The following is a 17,763-nucleotide window of genomic DNA, read 5'->3' as shown; positions in this document are numbered from 1 at the left end:
CCTGTGTCTGGCGTCACCGATCAATTCCGCCGAGCTCAGCTCGCGATCGCGGCGTTGTTCTGTTCTCTCGGCTTCCAGTACGCGACCTGGGCGTCCCGGCTCCCGGCCATCAAGACGCGGCTGGACCTGACGGAGGCGGAACTGGGCTTGCTGCTGATGGCCTGCGGTGCGGGTGCGGCCGCGTCGTTCCCTCTCGTGGCGGTGCTGATGAAGCGCATGGGCTCGCGCCGCCTCGCGGTCCTGTCGGCCGTGTGCCTGAGTCTGCTTCTGCCGGCGCTGTCGGCGGCGCCCGACTACCCGGTCGCACTTGTAGTCATCTGCTGCGACGGCGTTGCCGTCGGCAGCCTGAACGTGGCGATGAACGCTCAGGGGGCCGCTCTGGAAGTCACCTATCAGCGCACCGCCATGGCCAGACTGCACGCGACGTTCAGCGCCGGTTCGCTGTTCGCCGCGCTCCTCGCGTCCGGTGTGAACACGGTGACCACGGATGTCGCGGTGCACTTCGGTGTGGCCGCGGCCCTGCTGCTCCTGCTGGTCGGACTGACCCGGTCGGGTCTGCTGACCGACGATCAGCAGACCAGGTCCGAGACCTCCATCGGGACCCCCGCCGAGGATCCGGCCCCGGTGAAGCGCCGTCGCAAGTTGAGCATGCCGTCCCGCGTGACGATATGGATGGGCTGCGCGATGGTGTTCGGCACGGTCACCGAGGGTGCCATGAACGACTGGTCCGCGCTGTACATGAAGGATGTCGTCGGTGCGGCGCCGGAACTGGCGCCCATGGGCATCGCGGTGGTCTCGGTCATGATGGTGCTGGCCCGCATCTTCGCCGACGGCTGGCGCAGCCGCTGGGGCGACGGGCGCATCGTCCGCGTCGGCGGCGTGGTGGCCGGTGCGGGGCTGGGGCTGGCCCTGTCGGCCGGTGGTGTCGTGCCGGCGCTGATCGGCTTCGCCTGCGTCGGCCTGGGCGTCGCGGCCGTGACACCGTGCATCTACGTGGCGGCGGCGGCACAGGGCACGGACGCACTGGCTCTGGTCGCCGCCATGGGGACGACGGGCCTGCTGGCCGGACCCGCGCTGATCGGCTTCATAGCGAGCGCCGGCAGCCTGGTCTGGGGAATGGGGGCCGTCGCGGCCTCGGCGCTCCTGGTGTCCCTGTGCGCCACGCAGATCCACTGGCCGAGGCCGGCCGACTCCCGGGTCCTGGCTCCCGGGTCCTGATTCCCGGGTCCTGAGGACCTGTGCCCGGAGGCTCTGTGGCACCGGGCGGTTGGGCGAGCTCCCGGCACCAGGCAGGATGGTGCCGTCCAGCCTGTAGGGGGAGATCATGATCGAGAAAATTCTGCCGTCCCGGGTAGCGGTGGCAGAGGCGTTCTCCGACCTGCCCGATGCCGTACTCCTGCCCGGTGAGGAGGAGTTGGCCCACAGCTTCGTGGACAAGCGGCGCGGGGAGTTCGCCACGACGCGTCACTGTGCCCGCACCGCCCTCGGATCGCTGGGCATCGCTCCCGTCCCCATCCTCAAGGGCGAGCGCGGTGCCCCGCTCTGGCCGGAGAACACGGTCGGAAGCCTGACCCACTGCACCGGCTACCGGGGCGCTGTCGTGGCCCACCGGACGGACGTGCGCAGCGTCGGCATCGATGCCGAGGGCGACGCGCCCCTGCCCGGTGACGTGCACAACAGCATCGCGCTGGTGACGGAGCAGCGGCGCGAGCGCGGACTGCGTTCGGCGCACCCCGGGATCAACTGGGACCGTCTGCTGTTCAGCGCGAAGGAGGCCGTGTACAAGGCGTGGTTCCCGCTCACCCACCGCTGGCTGGGCTTCGAGGAGGCCGACATCGAGCTCCGCCCGGACGGCAGCTTCACCGCCGAACTGCTGGTCTCCGACCTTCGACCGGCGGCCGGGACGGGAGCGCCGGTGGTTCCCGCGGGATTCAGCGGCCGCTGGCTGGCCGAGGACGGACTGCTGCTGACCGCGATCGTTGTCGAGAACAACCCCGCCCCGTAACCTCTGTCCGCATGAGCGGAGATCACCCGGGCCAAGAGCGCAGGCGCGCACGTGAGTTGGGCATTCCCCTGACCGGCGAGCCGGGGAGGTGGAACGCGATCACGGACGTGCCGGGTGTCGAGGTCGGCTACGTCACCCTCGTCGACGGCGACGACGTGCGCACCGGAGTGACCGCGCTGCTGCCGCGTGGCCGGGACGGTGTGGGCACCCCCTGCGCGGCCGGCTGGCACTCGTTCAACGGCAACGGTGAGATGACCGGGACCGCGTGGATCGAGGAGGCCGGCTCGCTCGCCGTTCCGGTGGTCATCACCAACACGTACGCGGTCGGCCCGGTCCACCGGGGCGTGGTCGAGTGGGTACGCGCCAACTGCCGGGGCATGGCGCCGGAGTGGCTGCTGCCGGTCGTCACGGAGACCTGGGACGGCCACCTCAACGACATCCACGGCTCGGCCGTGGAGTCCCGTCACGCGGCACAGGCGATCGGGGCGGCGGCGTCCGGACCGGTCGAGGAGGGATGCGTCGGCGGCGGCACGGGCATGCGCTGTTACGGCTTCAAGGGCGGCTCGGGCACCGCGTCGCGCGTGGTGGAGTACGGCGAGGACCGGTACACCGTCGGAGCCTTCGTCCAGGCCAACTTCGGCGCACGGCGCGAACTGGTGGTGGCGGGTGTGCCGGTGGGGCGCGAGCTGTCCGACCCGGTCGGGGCGCAGGCCCCCGCGGCGGAGTCCGGCGGGGAGCGGCCGGTGCCGCCCGGCGCGGGCTCGGTGATCGTGGTCGTGGCGACCGACGCCCCGCTGCTGCCGGGTCAGTGCAAGGCGCTGGCCCGCCGGGTCACGCTCGGGCTGGCCCGCACCGGTACCACCGGCAGCCACTTCTCCGGGGACCTGTTCCTGGCCTTCTCCACGGCCAACCCGTCCGCGCTGACCAGTACGTTCCCCGAGGACGACGGCAGCGCGCCGTACGAGTCGATGAGGTTCGTGCCCTGGGGCCGGATGGATCCCTTCTACTGCGCGGTGGTCGAGTCGGTGGAGGAGGCGGTGCTCAATGTGCTCACCGGCGCGCACCCGATGACCGGCCGGGCAGGCCATCACGTCCCGGCACTCCCGCTGGACCGGGTGAGCGAACTGCTGGCGGCACGGGGAGCGGTTTCGTAGCCGGTCGCCGAGGGCGTTCACAGGCGCTTCGCGGCGGGTTCGTTGGCCTGGTACAGGTTCGTCGGCCATACTGCCCGCCGTGGAGCAGCGCATAGATCCGAACACTCAGCCCGGATACGCCGCAGGGACAGACCCGGCGTTCATCCCCGGTCTCACGGCCCCCGTCACGGCCAGGAAACCGGACACGAGCCTGGAGCAGCCAGACCTGGAACAGACAGAACCGGAACAGGCGGAGCAGGAACAGCGGGAGCCGGAAGCGGCGGAGGAGGGAGCGGTCGACGCCGCCGCCCCCGGCAACGGGGCGGAGGCCCCTGCGGCGGACGGCAAGGCGGACGACAAGGCGGACGACAAGGCGGACGAGGGGAAGGCGGCGGACGGCCCCTCGTTCGAGGTGAGCGACCGCCGCGGCTCGATCACCGTGGACCGCGAGGGAGTCCGGTTCCGGCTGGACGACCAGGAAGCCGATTTCCGATGGGACGAGATCGGCGCCGTCGAGGTGAAGACGCCCCGGTTCGGCCGCCGGTTCACCGTCACGGTCCACATGTCGACCCGCAGATGGTTCAACGCCGAGGTCGAAGCGCCGGCCAGGAGCAGCCTCAAGGGGTGGGCGGCGGAGCTCGACGAGGTACTGGACGCCTACTTCGAGGAGTCCTGACCCGAGGCCGGTCCGGTGGGCGAGGCCGGTGACCGTCCCGTCCGCCGGCCTCCGGCGGCGTCTTCGACCGGGCCGTGCGGGCCGCAGAGCGCGTCGAGGATCTGCGGCCAGGCGGCTTCCCCGAGTGCCGCGTCCGCCGCGGTCGAACCTCCGTACCGGTACTGCGCGGAGGCGGCTGCCGGGCCCTCGCCCGGCAGCCGCGGGCGGTGGCCCGCTTCCGGGCTGCTGACGACCCGTACGGGCCGGCCGGCCGCTTCGCGGCGGGCGGCCAGTTCCTGTGCGCAGGGCAGTGAAGGCCACATCGCGTCGTCGCCGCCCGCGACCAGGACGAGTTCGGCGCCGGACCTCTCCACCGGGATCCTCGCCGCGTCGACGAGGTCGGCGAACGTGCTCCGGCTCTGCTCGTACCAGCCGCGGACGGCGACCGGACCGCCCTCGGGCCGTGCGGGCGCGGGTGCCCAGGAGTCGTCGTAGGGGACGAACGGCAGCGGCTCACCGCGCCAGGTCCAGGAAGACCGGTACGGCCGGTCCTGTCCGTCCTTCCCGGGCCCGACGTTCGCCCAGGTGAGGGACGTGGGCGAGAGCGCCACCACGGCGTCCACGCCGGGCAGGAGCACCGACAGGTGCAGAGCGGCCTCCGCACCCTTGGACGTACCGAGGATGCCGATCCGCCGGGCGCCGCCCGCGCGGAGCACCTCGATCGCGGGCCCGAACGTCTCCAGCGGGACCTCGCAGATGCCCGGCGGCTGGCCGGAGCCGCCGAACCAGCGGACCGACAGGGCGGCCATGCCCTCCCGGGCCAGGATCCGGCACCGCTCGTCCTCGATCCGCCCGCTGGACCCGGAGAGCACGAGCACCCCGACCCCGGGGTCACCGTCCGGTCCGTGCGCGGGCCTGGCGAGGAACCCCTCGCGAACGCCCCGGTGAAGGGCCTCGTGAGGGGTTGCGCGTGCAGTCCCGCGAGCAGTCCCGCGAGCGCCTTCGCCGGGATCGCCGAAGGTGCGCTCGATGATGCGCATCGGCCGCTCAGGCCTCCGTGAGCACGACGGAGCGGGTGAGGTGGCGCGGGCTGTCCGGGTCCAGGCCGCGGGCGGTGGCCCGGGCGATCGCCAGACGCTGCACGCGCACCAGGTCGGCCAGCGGGTCCAGTCCGCTCTCCACCCAACGGGCGCCGGTCGCCAGCACCTGCTCGGCGAGCCCCTCGGGGGCGGTGCCGAACATCCAGGTCGCGGTGCCGGCGGTGGCGATGCTGATCGGACCGTGGCGGTACTCCATGGCGGGGTACGACTCGGTCCAGGACAGCGACGCCTCCTTCATCTTCAGCGCCGCCTCGTTGGCGAGCCCCGCCGTCCAGCCGCGGCCGAGGAAGGTGAACTGGGTGCACTCCACCAGGCCCTCGGGCAGCGGCTCGGCCAGCGCGGTCTCCGCGTCGCGCACCGCTTCCTCGGTGTGCAGGCCGAGGTGGGCACGGAGCAGGGTGAACGCGGTGGTTGCGAACCGGGTCTGCACGACGGACTGTTCGTCGGCGAACTCGAGCACGACGACATCGTCGGCCGCCGTCATGACCGGGGTGTTCGGGTCGGCGGTGATGGCCACGGTACGGGTGACACCACCAAGCCGGTCGAGCAGTTCCAGCACCTCGGTCGTGGTCCCCGAGCGGGTGAGGGCGACGACCCGGTCGTAACCGCGGCCGAACGGGAACTCCGAGGCGGCGAAGGCGTCGGACTCGCCCTGGCCGGACCCCTCACGGAGCGCGGCGTACGCCTGAGCCATGTAGAACGAGGTGCCGCAGCCGACGACCGCGATGCGCTCGCCGGCGGCGGGCAGCGCGGCCGACTGCGTCTCGGCCAGCTCGGCGGCGCGACGCCAGCATTCCGGCTGACTGGCTGTCTCGATCTCGACAAACGACACTTTTGCACTCCGTACTCGTAGTGGGATGCTCGTTTACGCACGCTATACGGGATCTACAAGCATTATCAAGCATTCTGTGTGCAGGAAGCTTGACTGAGTGGAGCCTTGTGCGACGCTTGCGCGTGTCCGGTGACCGTACCCAAGGGGCTGGGTGCCCGAAGCCCGGACCCGTGAGGAGAGTTGCCTTGTCCAGGGATGCCCGGTGGAACGCGCTGCTGGAACTCGTCGGTAAGAACGGCCGGGTGGACGTCGAGGACGCCGCCACGACGCTGGACGTCTCGGCCGCGACCATCCGCCGCGACCTGGATCAGCTCGCCGAGCAGCAGCTGCTCACCCGCACCCGTGGTGGCGCCGTGGCGCACGGTGTCAGTTACGAGCTGGCCCTGCGCTACAAGACCGGGCGCCACGCCCCGGAGAAGCAGGCCATCGGTCGCGCGGTCTCCGAACTGGTGGCGGTGGGCGAGGTGGTGGGACTGACCGGCGGCACCACGCTGACCGAGGTCGCCCGGTCGCTGGCGGTGCGCTCCGACGTCGTCGGTGAGGGTGCGACCGGGATGAGCGGCCAGCCGACCCTGACCGTGGTCACCAACGCCCTCAACATCGCCAACGAGCTGGTGATCCGGCCGCAGATCAAGATCGTGGTGACCGGCGGGGTGGCCAGGCCCCAGTCGTACGAGCTGACGGGCCCGCTGGCCAGTGGGGTGCTGGGCGAGATCACGCTGGACGTCGCCGTGCTGGGCGTGAACGCGATCGACACCGAGCGCGGGGCGTACGTCCACCACGAGGGCGAGGCCAGCATCAACCGTCTGCTCGCCGAGCAGGCCCAGCGGGTGGTGGTGGCCGCCGACTCGTCGAAGATCGGCAAGCGCGCCTTCGCCCGGGTCTGCGATCTGTCCCGGGTCGACTTCCTGGTCACCGACGAGGGGATCACCCCCGAGGCGACCGCCCGCTTCACGGAGGCCGGGGTCACGGTCATCGCGGTGTGAGCACCGGCCGCCCGACGGCGGGGCGCCACCCCGGCACATGGGGGCGGCGCCCCGCCGTTTTCATGCATGCTGCTTCTTTGTTCGTACTGAGCGGCCCGATGCCAATTGATGCTTGTTAGGTCCACGAAACGAACAACTCTTGCCACTTGCGTGTGCTGTCGTGAACTATGTGCGTGTCGCCGTGCGGGAAAACCGGCCCCACCCATCCCCCGTACGAACCCGCCCGCACCACCAGCACAACCAGAGAAGGGACCCCCGTGTCAGACCTGCGACTCGGCGTCATCGGGCTCGGCCTGCGCCGTTCCATCGCGACCTCCGCCCACCACCCCGGACAGGGTTCGGCGATCACCGCCGTCTGCGACCTCGACCCCGAGGTGCGGCGGCGCGAGGCCGAGCAGTTCGGTGCCGATGTCGCGGTCGAGGACTACAGAGTGCTCCTCGGCCGGGACGATCTCGACGCGATCATCGTCGCCACTCCCGACGACACCCACGAGACCATCGCCATCGACGCGCTGCGGGCCGGCAAGGCCGTCTTCGTCGAGAAGCCGCTCGGGATCACCGTCGAGAGCTGCGACAACATCCTGCGCGCCGCGTACGAGACCGGGACCCGGCTGTACGTCGGGCACAACATGCGCCACATGGGCGTCGTGCGGCTGATGCGCGACATCATCGCCCGCGGCGACATCGGCGAGCCCAGGACCGTGTGGGTGCGGCACTTCGTCGGATACGGCGGTGACTACTACTTCAAGGACTGGCACGCCGACCGGACCCGCACCACCGGTCTGCTGCTCCAGAAGGCCGCGCACGACATCGACGTACTGCACTGGCTGGCCGGCGGCTACACCCGCCGCGTCAACGCACTCGGCGACCTCCTCGTCTACGGCGACCTGCCGCGCCGGGAGCCGGACACCCCGCGCCCGGCGAACTGGCTGCGCGAGTTCGACTGGCCGCCGACGGCCCGCAAGGACCTGCACCACATCGTGGACGTCGAGGACGTCTCGGTGATGAACATGCAGCTCGACAACGGCGTCGTGGCCGCCTATCAGCAGTGCCACTTCACCCCCGACTACTGGCGGAACTACACCGTCATCGGCACCGAGGGGCGCCTGGAGAACTTCGGTGACGGCCCCGGCGACGAGGTCAAGGTCTGGAACACCGGCCCCAGCGGATACCGGGCCGAGGCCGACATCACCTACCGGGTGCCGGCGGCCGACGGCACCCACGGAGGCGGGGACAGCCGGATCATGGCGGAGTTCTGCCGGTTCGTGCGCGACGGGGGCGTCACCGACACCTCGCCGGTCGCCGCCCGGATGAGCGTCGCCGCCGGTGTGCTCGCGACCCGGTCGCTGCGCGAGGGCGGCGCACCGTTCGAGGTGCCGTCCCTCGACCCGGAGCTGATCGCCTACTTCGAGGGCGGCCAGGTCCGGTAACGCGCGACCGGTGCTGCTGGTCCGCAGCCACGGAGATCTTCGGGGACGGTGCCTTCCGGCGTCGTCCCCGAAGATCTCCGCGCGATTGTTTTCAGCCATGCTCGGTGGGTAATCGGCTCATTCCCGTTTAGCGGCCGCCCGGTGGGCCTCCGGTGAGCTGCGTGACGCGGCCTGGCGAATTGTGCGGGATGAACCGGTAGGTGACGGGTGTGGGTGAGGCGCGTCGGTCTCGCAGGGTTACCGAGGCCGGGCCGCCGAGGAGTGTGAGCGTCGATTTTGCGCCAATAGAGCCTCATGATGGCCGACTTCGAACGCGTGGCCGGATTTCGGTCGGCATAATCGCGTCCATGTCGATCACGGGTGGAGACGTCGTTGACCTGGGTCGGGGCCTGTACGCATGGCTCCCGCCGAAACGGGGCTGGGGGCTGGCCAACTGCGGTCTGCTCGTCTCGCCCCGGGGCGCGCTCTGGATCGACACCCCCTACGACGCCGTGCTGGCCGGTCAGTTCCTGGCCGAGTCCACGAAGCGGCTGCCGGACGGCGTCCAGGTCGACCGGGTGATCGTCACCCATGCCAACGGGGACCACTTCTGGGGCGCGGGCGTACTCCCGGACGCGGAGATCATCGCGACCCGTGAGGCCCGCGAGCACATCCACTACGAACCCACGCCGAAGCAGCAGCACGCCCTCGTCGCCGCAGGCGATCCGGCCACCCCGCTCGGCGGCTATCTCGCGCGTCACTTCGGCCCCTTCGACTGGTCGCAGACCGAGCCGGTGGTGCCGACCACCTACTTCACCGGCGAGCTCGAACTGACGCTGGGGGAGTACCCGGTCCAGATCTCCGCACTGCCGTCCGCGCACACCACCGGTGACCTGATGGTCCATCTGCCCGCGCAGGGTGCCGTGTTCACCGGGGACATCATCTTCTCCTCCACCCCCGAGCAGCCGGGCGACCACCCGGTGCACTGGGCGGGGCCGCTGAGCAATATCGTCTCGGCCTGCGAACGGGTACTGGCCACCGGTGCCGAGACCGTCGTCCCGGGACACGGCCCGCTCCTCGACCGGGCCGGGGTGCGCGACCACATCGTGTACCTGGAGTACGTGCGCGAGCGCGCCCATGCCTTCCACACGGCCGGAATCCCCGCCGTCGAGGCCGCCCGCCGGGTCATCGCCGAGGGGCGCTACCCGGAGCTGGGGCTTCCCGAGCGGCTGGTGGTGACCATCGGCAGCGAGTACCGGCAGCTCGACGGCTCCGAACTGCCCGGCGTGCTCCAGGTGATGACCGAGGTCGCCGTGGTCGCTCAGGAATTGGAGCAGCCGGATGAGCCGGCCGGATCCGCGCAGCAGTAGGCGGGGTCTCGCCGCCGCTTCGGATCCGACAACAGAAACGCGGTGACGGTATGGGATGGATAGTGGCGGTGATCGCCGTCGCCGTTGCCGTGACGGCAGCGGTCCGCGCACAGAACTCGGCGCGCGCCGAACGCATCGCCGCGGCCCGCGCCGAGCTGGCCGAACGGCAGGCGAAGGCAGCCGAGGCCCGTACCGCGGCCCTCACCGACGAGATCCGCCAGCTGGCCCGGGAGCGGATACCCGTCGCCGCGCTCGCCCTCTCCCACCCCACCGCCAAGGTCCCCGGACTGCGGGAGGCGGCCGAGGTCGACGGCGGCTCCGCTCGGCTGCTCACCGAGGCGGTGCAGGCCGCGCGCACGGCCGTCCTCGAGGAGCGCGGCCGCGTCGACGCGGCCGCCCGCGCGGCGATGCGCGGCACCTCCGCCAAGATCCAGTCCCTGCTCAACCAGTCCCAGCAGCTGCTGCACGAGCTCCAGCACGAGTACGACGACCCGCGCATCCTGCAACTGGACTTCCGCAACGAACTGGCGCTGCGACGCACCCAGGCCACCGCGGTGCTCTGCGACGCCTGGCCCGGTCTCGCCCGCCAGAACTCGCCGCTCGTCGAGGTAGTGCTCGGCGCCCAGTCCCGGGTCGCCGGCTACGAACGCATCAAGGTCGCCAACCACCTGCGCGACGAACGGCTCGCCCTCGTCGCCCGCGCCGCCGAACCCCTCGCCATCGCCCTGGCCGAACTGCTGGCCAACGCCACCGCCTACTCGCACCCCGACACCGATGTCCAGGTCACCCTCCAGCAGAGCGGCGGCCGGGGCGCGTTCCTGGTGGTCGACGACGCGGGCATCGGCATGGACGACGACGCGCTCGACCGGGCACGGGCCCTGCTGACGGGTCCGCCGGAGGTCCTGCTGACCGAGCTGGGCGATCCGCCGCAGACCGGCTTCGCCGTCGTCGGCCGGCTGGTGCTGCAGTACGGCTTCGACTGCCACATCGAGGCATCGCCGTTCGGCGGCATGCGCACGATCCTGCGCGTCCCCGCTCATCTGCTGACCGTGATGGAGGACGACCACAGCCTCTCCGCCCTCGCCCCGAAGCCGGTGCGAACGCACGCCTCGCCCGCCGTTCCCGACCCGACCGAGCAGGAGACCGCCGCCGTGCCGCAACCCGCCGGCGGCCGGGCACCCGCGCTGCCCAGCCGACGCCGGCGCACACCACGTCCGGCTCCGGCCCGCCCGGCGTCCACCGACGCCGCCCCCGACCGCGAACAGGTGCCCCGTACACCCGAACAGGCGGGGGCTTCCTGGGCGGCACTGCAGCAGGGCACCCTCAACGGCAGGAGCGTCGCCGGGCAGTCATCCGCGCCGGCACCGGACGACCACGACCACCCGGGCGACCGGGACGAGCAAGGAGACGACCAGACGTGAGCGCCCCCACTTCCACCACCGGTGACCTCGCATGGGTGCTGACCCCGCTGCTGGAACTGCCTGGAGTCCAGCACGCCGTGGTCGCCACCGGCGACGGCCTCGTCGAGGGCGCCTCGTCCGGCCTGGACCGGGCCTCCGGCGAACGGGTCGCCGCCATGACCGCCACGCTGCACGCCGCGGCACGCGCCTTCACCACGGCCTTCACCGACGTCGAGGCACCGCGCCTGGCCCAGACGGTCGTCGAGTCCGACCAGGGCTTCGCCATCGTCGTACCGGCCGGGAACAACACCACGCTCGCCCTGTTCGCGGAACCCGGAGCCAAGCTCGGCGACATCGCGTACCAGATGCAGGTGCAGGTCACCGCCCTGACCCGGGCGATGAACGCACCCGCCCGCCTGCCGGACACCGCCCGGCCATGACCTCCGGCCACGGGCGCCGACTGATACCCGCCTATCTGGTCACCGGCGGGCGGACCCGGCCCGCCGGTCCCGCGCTCGACCGGCTCGACGTACTCGTGCGCGCCGACACCGAGCTGCCCCCGGACACCGGCTCGGAACAGCGCAGGTTCTGCGAGCTGCTCGAACCGGGGGCGCTCACCGTCGTCGAGTGCGCGGCCCACCTGGACCTGCCGGTCAGCGCCACCGTCTTCCTGGCCACGGACCTCGCGGCCGCCGGACATCTGCACACCCGACCGCCCGTCCCCAGCGCCGGGGAGATCGACCGGTCGCTCGTCGAGAGGCTGCTCGTTGGACTCCGCTCCCTCCACTGACCGCACCGGCATCGGCTATCTGCCGCCCGCCGCCCGAACCCTGATGAAGATCGTCGTCACGGGTCCGTTCGGAGTCGGCAAGACCACCCTGATCCGTACGCTGTCGGAGATCGCCACGCTCCACACCGAAGAGGCGATGACCCAGTCCAGCACCCGGCTCGACGACACCGCAGGGCTGCCGGACAAGACCACGACCACCGTCGCCGTCGACTTCGGCCGGCTCACCGTCCTGGACGACCTGGTGCTCTACATGTTCGGCACCCCGGGCCAGCAGCGGTTCCTGCCGCTCTGGGAGGACATCGCGCGCGGTGCGCTCGGGGCGCTCGTCCTGGTCGACACCCGCAGGCTGGCCGACTCCTTCGCGGTCATGGACATGGTCGAGGAGCAGGGCCTTCCGTACGCGGTCGCGGTCAACCGCTTCCCCGACGCCCCCGCCCACTCCGACGAGGTCCTGCGCAATCACCTCGACCTCGCCCCGGAGACGCCGCTGGTGCAGTGCGACGCCCGCGAACGCCGCGGCAGCATCGACGCGCTGATCGCACTGGCCGAGCACGTACTCACCAAGATGCCGAGGCCCGAGGACCCGTCATGACACCGTACGCACAGCCGCCGGAACCTCTCGCCCTGTACGGTCCGGAATTCGCCGCCGACCCGCGAAGCCACTACCGGCGCCTGCGCGAGCACGGCCCCCTCGCGCCCGTCCGGCTCGCCCCCGGCATCGACGCCCTGCTGGTCACCGACTACCAGGCCGCCGTCGATCTGCTCCGCGACACCCACACCTTCACCAAGGACCCGCGCGCCTGGCAGGCCACCGTCCCCGAGGACTCGCCGGTCCTGCCGATGCTCGGCTACCGGCCCACCGCGCTGTTCAGCGACGGCGACGTGCACGCCCGCTACCGCGGTGCCATCAACGACAGCCTCGCCCTGATCGAACCGCACGTCCTGCGGGCCGAGGTCGCCCGGGTCGCGGGGCGCCTGATCGGCGAATTCGCCGCCACCGGCAACGCCGATCTCATCGCCCAGTACGCCCGACGGCTTCCGCTGCACGTCTTCGTCACCTGGTTCGGCGTGGCGCCGGGCGACGGCGAACGCGTCGTCAACGGCATCGCGGGCATGTTCAACTCCGCCGAGAACGCCGCCACCGCCTACGCCGATCTCGTCGAGGTCGTCACCGCACTGGTCGCCGACCGTCGCGCCCGGCCGCGCCGCGACCTCACCTCGTACCTGCTCGGCCACCCGGCGAATCTCGACAACGACGAGACTGTGCGTCAGATCACCCTGATCATGAGCGCGGGCCACGATCCGACCACCAACCTGATCGGCAACGCGCTGCTGCACATGCTCACCGACGCCCGCTACGCCGGTTCGCTGCACGGCGGCGCGATGACGGCGCACGAGGCGATCAACGAGGTCCTCTGGCAGGACCCTCCGCTAGCCAACCTCGCGGCCCACTATCCGCGGCACGACACGGAGTTCCACGGCGTGCGGCTGCGCGCTGGGCAACTCCTCCTGGTCTCCTACGCCGCAGCCAACACCCGTTCGACGCCCGGCCCTTCGGGCTCCGCGGTCCGCTCCGGTGCCAGCGCCCACCTGGCCTGGTCCGCGGGCCCGCACCGCTGCCCGGCGAAGCAGCCGGCGCTGCTCATCGCCATGACCGCGATCGAGCAGCTCACCAGCCAGCTGTGCGACGCGGAACTGGCCGTTCCGGTCAGTGGGCTGAGGTGGCGTCCGGGACCCTTCCACCGTGCGCTGGTCCGGCTTCCGGTACGGTTCACCCCCATCGACATGAGTGCGGAAGCGCACCGGCTCAGGGCCGCCGGCGAAGCCGCGGACGGGGCGCCGGCGGTGTCGATCGGCCCATGAACCGTGTCGGTGGTACGCCGAACGGGTGAGTGGCGAGAGAATTGCCCGATGAACAGCGAGCGCAGCCGGCGCAACGCCGACCGAAGTACAGACGGGGTGGTCCGGTGAGCAGGTACGACAGGTACGACGTCACGGACGAGCAGTGGGAGGGGCTTGCCCAGGTCGTACCTCTGCGCAGCCGCAACGAGTGGCCGTCCAGGGTGGATCACCGCACGGTCGAGGAGGCCGAAGCGGCCGAGCAACGGCGACTCGTCGTGCTGCGGGTGCAGGTCTTCGCGGACGCACGGGAGGTGGCCGAATACCTGGTCGCACAGATTCCGGTGCTGCTCGACCTGACCAGCGCCGAGACGGATGTCGCCAAGCGCATCCTGGACTTCACCAGCGGGGTGGTCTTCGGCCTCGGCAGCGGAATGCACCGGGTCGACCGGAACGTCTTCCTGTTGTCCCCGGTCGGCATGGAGGTCGAGGGAGTCACGGCGGCGGGCCTTCCCGGTTCGTAGGAGGGCGGCCGGGCGGACAGTGGCCGGGCACGCGCGAGGCGGCCGGTGGCCGGGGCGTGCGGGGTCGAGGGCGTGCGGGTCGGCGGTGGCCGGGGCGTGCGGGGTCGAGGGCGTGCGGGTCGGTGGCGTGCGGGGTCGACAGCGGCCGAGTGCGTGAGAGGCGGTCGACGTACTCCGATCGTAGGAAGGTCGTTCAGGCGGAACGGTTCTCCTGTCCGCGGCCTGCATACCGTCCGCCCATGACCGCACTCCGCCCCGAAACCTCCCCGATGCCGCCCACCGGTTCGATCGCGCCGGACGGCGCATCCCCCCGTACGCGCATGCGGGTCCGCCCCGCCGGGCCCGTCGTCACCGAACTGCGGCTGTCCGCCTTCGCCTCGCACCGGGGCGCCGTCTTCCCCGTCGGCCCGGTCACGCTCTTCGGCGGGCCCGGTGGCAGCGGCAAGTCGAGCGCGTTACGGGCGTACGAGGCACTGGCGCGGCTGGGCGGCGGAGACCCGCTCGACGAGGTCTTCCCCGATCCGGCGGCCTGCGTACCGGAGAGAGCCGCGCCCGACGCCCAGGGCCGCCGGGGTTTCCGGATCGGCTGCACGGCGGACGGCCCGGCGGGACCGGTACGGCTCGACGTCGCCGTCCAGGCGGAGCCCACGCTCCGCATCGTCGGTGAACGGCTGACCGGCGGCGGCGAGACCCTGCTCACCACCGCCTTGCGCGACCCGGGACGTGCCACGGTCCAGGCGGCCTGGCACACCGCGGGCGCGGTCCCGGTGACGAGGGCACCCCTGCCGGACGACCGACTCGGCACGGCCCTGCTGCCGCTGCGGGTCGCGGGCCGGACCGAGGGGCAGTTGCGGGTCCTGGCCGCCGCCGAACAGATGGTGGTGGCCCTCCGGACGGTCTTCGCGTGCGAACCGCAACCACAGCGGATGCGGGCCCCCGTGCCGGCCGGCGACGGCAGGCTGCGACGCGGCTGCGACAACCTCGCGGCGGTACTGGAGCGTACGCACACGCGGTGCGTACAGCGCCATGCCCGGCTGGTCGCCGCGGTGCATGCCGGATGCGCGGGGCCGGTGACCGCGCTGGGCGTCGAACGGCTCACGGACGGGTCGCTGCGGGCGATCCTCGGGCGGGGCGGGGGACCGGCCACCCCGGTCGGGTGGCTCGGTGACGGCGAGCTGAGGTATCTCGCCCTCGCCCTGGTGCTGCTCACCGGCCCCGGAGTGCTGGCGGTGGACGCCGCGGGAGAGGTTCCGCAGGCCATGCAGACCCTCACCGTGCTGGCCGACGGGCTCGACCGGGACCTGGACGGAAGGCAGTTGCGCGAGCTGCTTACCCTGGCCGTGTCGACCGGGGCGGCCGGCCACCTCAGACTGGTCGGGACGGTCACGGAGCCGGGTGCGGTACGGGCCCGGGAAACGCCCGGGGTGACGGTGGTAGACCTGGAGCCGTGACAGAACTCGATGTACGGACCCTGCAGCGACGGCTCGCCGCATTCGCGGCCGCACGGGACTGGGAGCGGTACCACACCCCGAAGAACCTGGCGTCGGCGCTGAGCGTCGAGGCCTCCGAACTGGTCGAGATCTTCCAGTGGCTGACGCCGGAGGAGTCGGCGCGGGTGATGGAGCTGCCCGGGACGGCGCATCGGGTGGCGGACGAGGTCGCGGATGTCCTCGCGTATCTGCTGCAGTTCTGCGAGGTGTTGGGGATCGACGCGCTCGCGGCCCTGTCGGAGAAGATCGACCGGAACGAGTCCCGATTCCCGGTGCCGGGGTGCCAGGAGTCCACGAAATCAGGCGACCGTCACTCTTCGGAGTGATCCACTTGTCCACAATCGATTTAGTGTCCACAGATTTCCGAATTCCCCTGGCTTTTCGATACCGGTGACCTCACTGTGGGTAATGAATGAGGTGAGCGGCTTTTCGTACGGACGGGGGAACGCATGGAAGCGGAACGGCTTGTGGGAGTCAGCCGACGTGCTCTGGCACAGAGCAAGGGGACGCCGGACATCATCGCGGAGGCCTGGCAGGCGCAGGCGCTGGCTCAGGCGATCGGCAGCCGTCTGGCGGCCGACGGGCCCAAGGAGTTACGGGGCGAGGCGCGCGGGCTGAGCGAGATCGGCGGGCGGAGCAGCGGGTCGCTGGACCATCCGGCGGCGCGGGCCGGGGTGGCGCGGGCCACGCAGCTCTCCGAGCTCGCCGAACCCCGGGCGACGCTGACGGGGCTGGCCACCTTGCTGGGGGAGGTGGGGATGGCCCTGGTCGGGGTCGCCTGCGAGACCGATGAGCAGGGGCTGTACTGGCAGTGCATGGAAGCGATCGACGCGGCCGACGAGTCGATGGACCGGGTGCACGGAATGCTCCGCCGCCTCGACGAGCACGACAGGGAGCGGCAGCAGGATCTGGAGCGCGGCCGGGAGCGGGACGGCCCCTATGGAGCGAATGGCGCGTACGGCGGGGTCGGTGGACCGGCGGGTACGACCGCAGTCGTCCGCGGTCGCGCACGACTTCGGGAGTGACCGGGGCGGCTCGGGGCCCATGCCGGACGGGAAGGGAGACGGACGGGAAGGGAGACGAGCGCGAGACGGGGCGGGACCATACAGGAGTCCGGCAGCGTCGGCGCAGGGGAGACGGGAGGAGAAGAACGACCGGTGTCCGGAGGTGCAGGATGGATGCATGGATCTTCGAATCTTCACCGAGCCCCAGCAAGGGGCGAGCTACGACACCCTGCTCACCGTCGCCAAGGCGACCGAGGACCTCGGCTTCGACGCCTTCTACCGATCCGACCACTACCTCCGCATGGGGCCGGGGGACGGGCTGCCCGGCCCGACCGACGCGTGGATCACCCTGGCCGGGCTGGCGCGTGAGACCAAGCGGATCCGGCTCGGCACGCTGATGACCGCGGGGACCTTCCGGCTGCCCGGCGTGCTCGCCATTCAGGTCGCACAGGTCGACCAGATGTCCGGCGGGCGCGTCGAGCTCGGTCTCGGCGCGGGTTGGTTCGAGGAGGAGCACAAGGCCTACGGCATTCCGTTCCCCAAGGAGAAGTTCGGCAGGCTGGAGGAGCAGCTGGAGATCATCACCGGGCTGTGGGCGACCGAGATCGGCAAGACGTTCGACTTCGAGGGCACTTACTACCAGCTCACCGACTCGCCCGCGCTGCCCAAGCCGGCCCAGGCCAGGGTGCCGGTGCTGATCGGCGGACACGGTGCGACGCGCACACCGCGACTGGCCGCCCGCTACGCGGATGAGTTCAATATCCCCTTCGCGTCGCTGGAGGACAGCGAGAAGCAGTTCGGCCGGGTCAGGGAGGCGGCCAGGACGGCCGGCCGCGAACCGGACGATCTGGTGTACTCCAATGCCCTGGTGGTCTGCGTCGGCAAGAACGACGCGGAGGTGGCACGCCGCGCCTCCGTCATCGGCCGTGAGGTGGCGGAGCTGAAGGCGAACGGGCTCGCGGGCTCGCCCGCCGAAGTGGTCGACAAGATCGGCCGGTACGGTGCGATCGGCTCGTCCCGGATCTACCTCCAGGTGCTGGACCTCGAAGACCTGGAGCACTTGGAGCTGATCTCCGCCCAGGTCCAGTCCCAGCTCGGCTGAGGTCAGCCGACCGAGGGCAGCCGGGCTGAGGACAGCCGAGGGCGGCTCGGCCGAGGAACAAGGACAGAGGGAGTCATCTGTGCACCCAGCCCACTCGGCCGACGGCCGCCCGCCAGACCGACGT

Annotated in this window: 19 protein-coding genes; 17 read left to right on the top strand and 2 right to left on the bottom strand. The window is 71.4% G+C overall.

What is annotated here, in order from left to right; translation table 11 throughout:
* Positions 1 to 3: 3 nt before the first annotated feature.
* From OHA19_RS10020 to OHA19_RS10005, 4 genes are all read left to right on the top strand, one after another.
* Positions 4 to 1,218, top strand: a complete 1,215-nt coding sequence (locus OHA19_RS10020; protein WP_405717126.1) for an MFS transporter — start codon at positions 4 to 6, stop codon at positions 1,216 to 1,218.
* Between the two features lie 106 nt (positions 1,219 to 1,324).
* Entirely contained in the window at positions 1,325 to 2,005 is a 681-nt protein-coding gene (locus OHA19_RS10015; protein ID WP_405717128.1) for a 4'-phosphopantetheinyl transferase, read from the top strand.
* A gap of 11 nt (positions 2,006 to 2,016) precedes the next feature.
* Positions 2,017 to 3,159: a P1 family peptidase gene (locus OHA19_RS10010; protein ID WP_405717130.1), complete on the top strand. Its 1,143-nt coding sequence runs from the start codon at positions 2,017 to 2,019 to the stop codon at positions 3,157 to 3,159.
* A 79-nt stretch (positions 3,160 to 3,238) separates the two neighbouring features.
* Complete coding sequence (locus OHA19_RS10005; RefSeq protein ID WP_405749945.1) at positions 3,239 to 3,814, top strand: hypothetical protein; 576 nt, start codon at positions 3,239 to 3,241, stop codon at positions 3,812 to 3,814.
* On the opposite strand, the gene OHA19_RS10000 is transcribed toward OHA19_RS10005, so the two are convergent.
* On the bottom strand, positions 3,796 to 4,833 hold the full coding sequence (locus OHA19_RS10000) for an acyl-CoA thioester hydrolase/BAAT C-terminal domain-containing protein (RefSeq protein ID WP_405749943.1): 1,038 nt from the start codon (positions 4,831 to 4,833) through the stop codon (positions 3,796 to 3,798). The two genes, OHA19_RS10005 and OHA19_RS10000, sit on opposite strands and share 19 nt — an antisense overlap.
* Positions 4,834 to 4,840: 7 nt before the next feature.
* On the bottom strand, positions 4,841 to 5,725 hold the full coding sequence (locus OHA19_RS09995) for an SIS domain-containing protein (RefSeq protein WP_405717138.1): 885 nt from the start codon (positions 5,723 to 5,725) through the stop codon (positions 4,841 to 4,843).
* Positions 5,726 to 5,910: 185 nt separating this feature from the next.
* Between OHA19_RS09995 and OHA19_RS09990 the strand changes: the two genes are divergently transcribed.
* From OHA19_RS09990 to OHA19_RS09930, 13 genes are all read left to right on the top strand, one after another.
* On the top strand, positions 5,911 to 6,711 hold the full coding sequence (locus OHA19_RS09990; RefSeq protein WP_405749941.1) for a DeoR/GlpR family DNA-binding transcription regulator: 801 nt from the start codon (positions 5,911 to 5,913) through the stop codon (positions 6,709 to 6,711).
* Positions 6,712 to 6,968: 257 nt separating this feature from the next.
* Entirely contained in the window at positions 6,969 to 8,141 is a 1,173-nt protein-coding gene (locus OHA19_RS09985; RefSeq protein ID WP_405749940.1) for a Gfo/Idh/MocA family protein, read from the top strand.
* Between the two features lie 347 nt (positions 8,142 to 8,488).
* Entirely contained in the window at positions 8,489 to 9,490 is a 1,002-nt protein-coding gene (locus tag OHA19_RS09980; RefSeq protein ID WP_405717144.1) for an MBL fold metallo-hydrolase, read from the top strand.
* Between the two features lie 50 nt (positions 9,491 to 9,540).
* Complete coding sequence (locus OHA19_RS09975; protein ID WP_405749939.1) at positions 9,541 to 10,911, top strand: ATP-binding protein; 1,371 nt, start codon at positions 9,541 to 9,543, stop codon at positions 10,909 to 10,911.
* Complete coding sequence (locus OHA19_RS09970) at positions 10,908 to 11,330, top strand: roadblock/LC7 domain-containing protein (protein ID WP_405717149.1); 423 nt, start codon at positions 10,908 to 10,910, stop codon at positions 11,328 to 11,330. Before OHA19_RS09975 ends, OHA19_RS09970 begins: the two co-directional genes overlap by 4 nt.
* On the top strand, positions 11,327 to 11,680 hold the full coding sequence (locus tag OHA19_RS09965; protein ID WP_405717152.1) for a DUF742 domain-containing protein: 354 nt from the start codon (positions 11,327 to 11,329) through the stop codon (positions 11,678 to 11,680). Before OHA19_RS09970 ends, OHA19_RS09965 begins: the two co-directional genes overlap by 4 nt.
* Complete coding sequence (locus OHA19_RS09960) at positions 11,658 to 12,272, top strand: GTP-binding protein (protein WP_405717155.1); 615 nt, start codon at positions 11,658 to 11,660, stop codon at positions 12,270 to 12,272. The genes OHA19_RS09965 and OHA19_RS09960 overlap by 23 nt, the downstream gene beginning before the upstream one ends.
* Positions 12,269 to 13,543: a cytochrome P450 gene (locus OHA19_RS09955; protein WP_405717158.1), complete on the top strand. Its 1,275-nt coding sequence runs from the start codon at positions 12,269 to 12,271 to the stop codon at positions 13,541 to 13,543. The genes OHA19_RS09960 and OHA19_RS09955 overlap by 4 nt, the downstream gene beginning before the upstream one ends.
* 104 nt (positions 13,544 to 13,647) lie before the next feature.
* Positions 13,648 to 14,043: a cell division protein SepF gene (locus tag OHA19_RS09950; protein ID WP_266621820.1), complete on the top strand. Its 396-nt coding sequence runs from the start codon at positions 13,648 to 13,650 to the stop codon at positions 14,041 to 14,043.
* A gap of 239 nt (positions 14,044 to 14,282) precedes the next feature.
* Entirely contained in the window at positions 14,283 to 15,494 is a 1,212-nt protein-coding gene (locus tag OHA19_RS09945; protein ID WP_405717160.1) for an ATP-binding protein, read from the top strand.
* The gene (locus OHA19_RS09940) at positions 15,491 to 15,859 is read left to right on the top strand and encodes a nucleotide pyrophosphohydrolase (RefSeq protein ID WP_405749937.1); all 369 of its coding nucleotides are present in this window, start codon (positions 15,491 to 15,493) and stop codon (positions 15,857 to 15,859) included. Before OHA19_RS09945 ends, OHA19_RS09940 begins: the two co-directional genes overlap by 4 nt.
* 123 nt (positions 15,860 to 15,982) lie before the next feature.
* Positions 15,983 to 16,558 carry a DUF6099 family protein gene (locus tag OHA19_RS09935; protein WP_405717164.1) on the top strand — a complete coding sequence of 192 codons (576 nt, stop codon included), beginning with the start codon at positions 15,983 to 15,985 and terminating at the stop codon, positions 16,556 to 16,558.
* A gap of 157 nt (positions 16,559 to 16,715) precedes the next feature.
* The gene (locus tag OHA19_RS09930; protein ID WP_405717166.1) at positions 16,716 to 17,639 is read left to right on the top strand and encodes an LLM class F420-dependent oxidoreductase; all 924 of its coding nucleotides are present in this window, start codon (positions 16,716 to 16,718) and stop codon (positions 17,637 to 17,639) included.
* The last annotated feature ends 124 nt before the right edge of the window (positions 17,640 to 17,763 follow it).

The organism is Streptomyces sp. NBC_00012, from assembly GCF_045040875.1.
Taxonomy (GTDB): domain Bacteria; phylum Actinomycetota; class Actinomycetes; order Streptomycetales; family Streptomycetaceae; genus Streptomyces.
The sequence above is the reverse complement of the archived record's forward strand: the minus strand, read 5'-3'. Positions and strand labels throughout refer to the sequence as shown.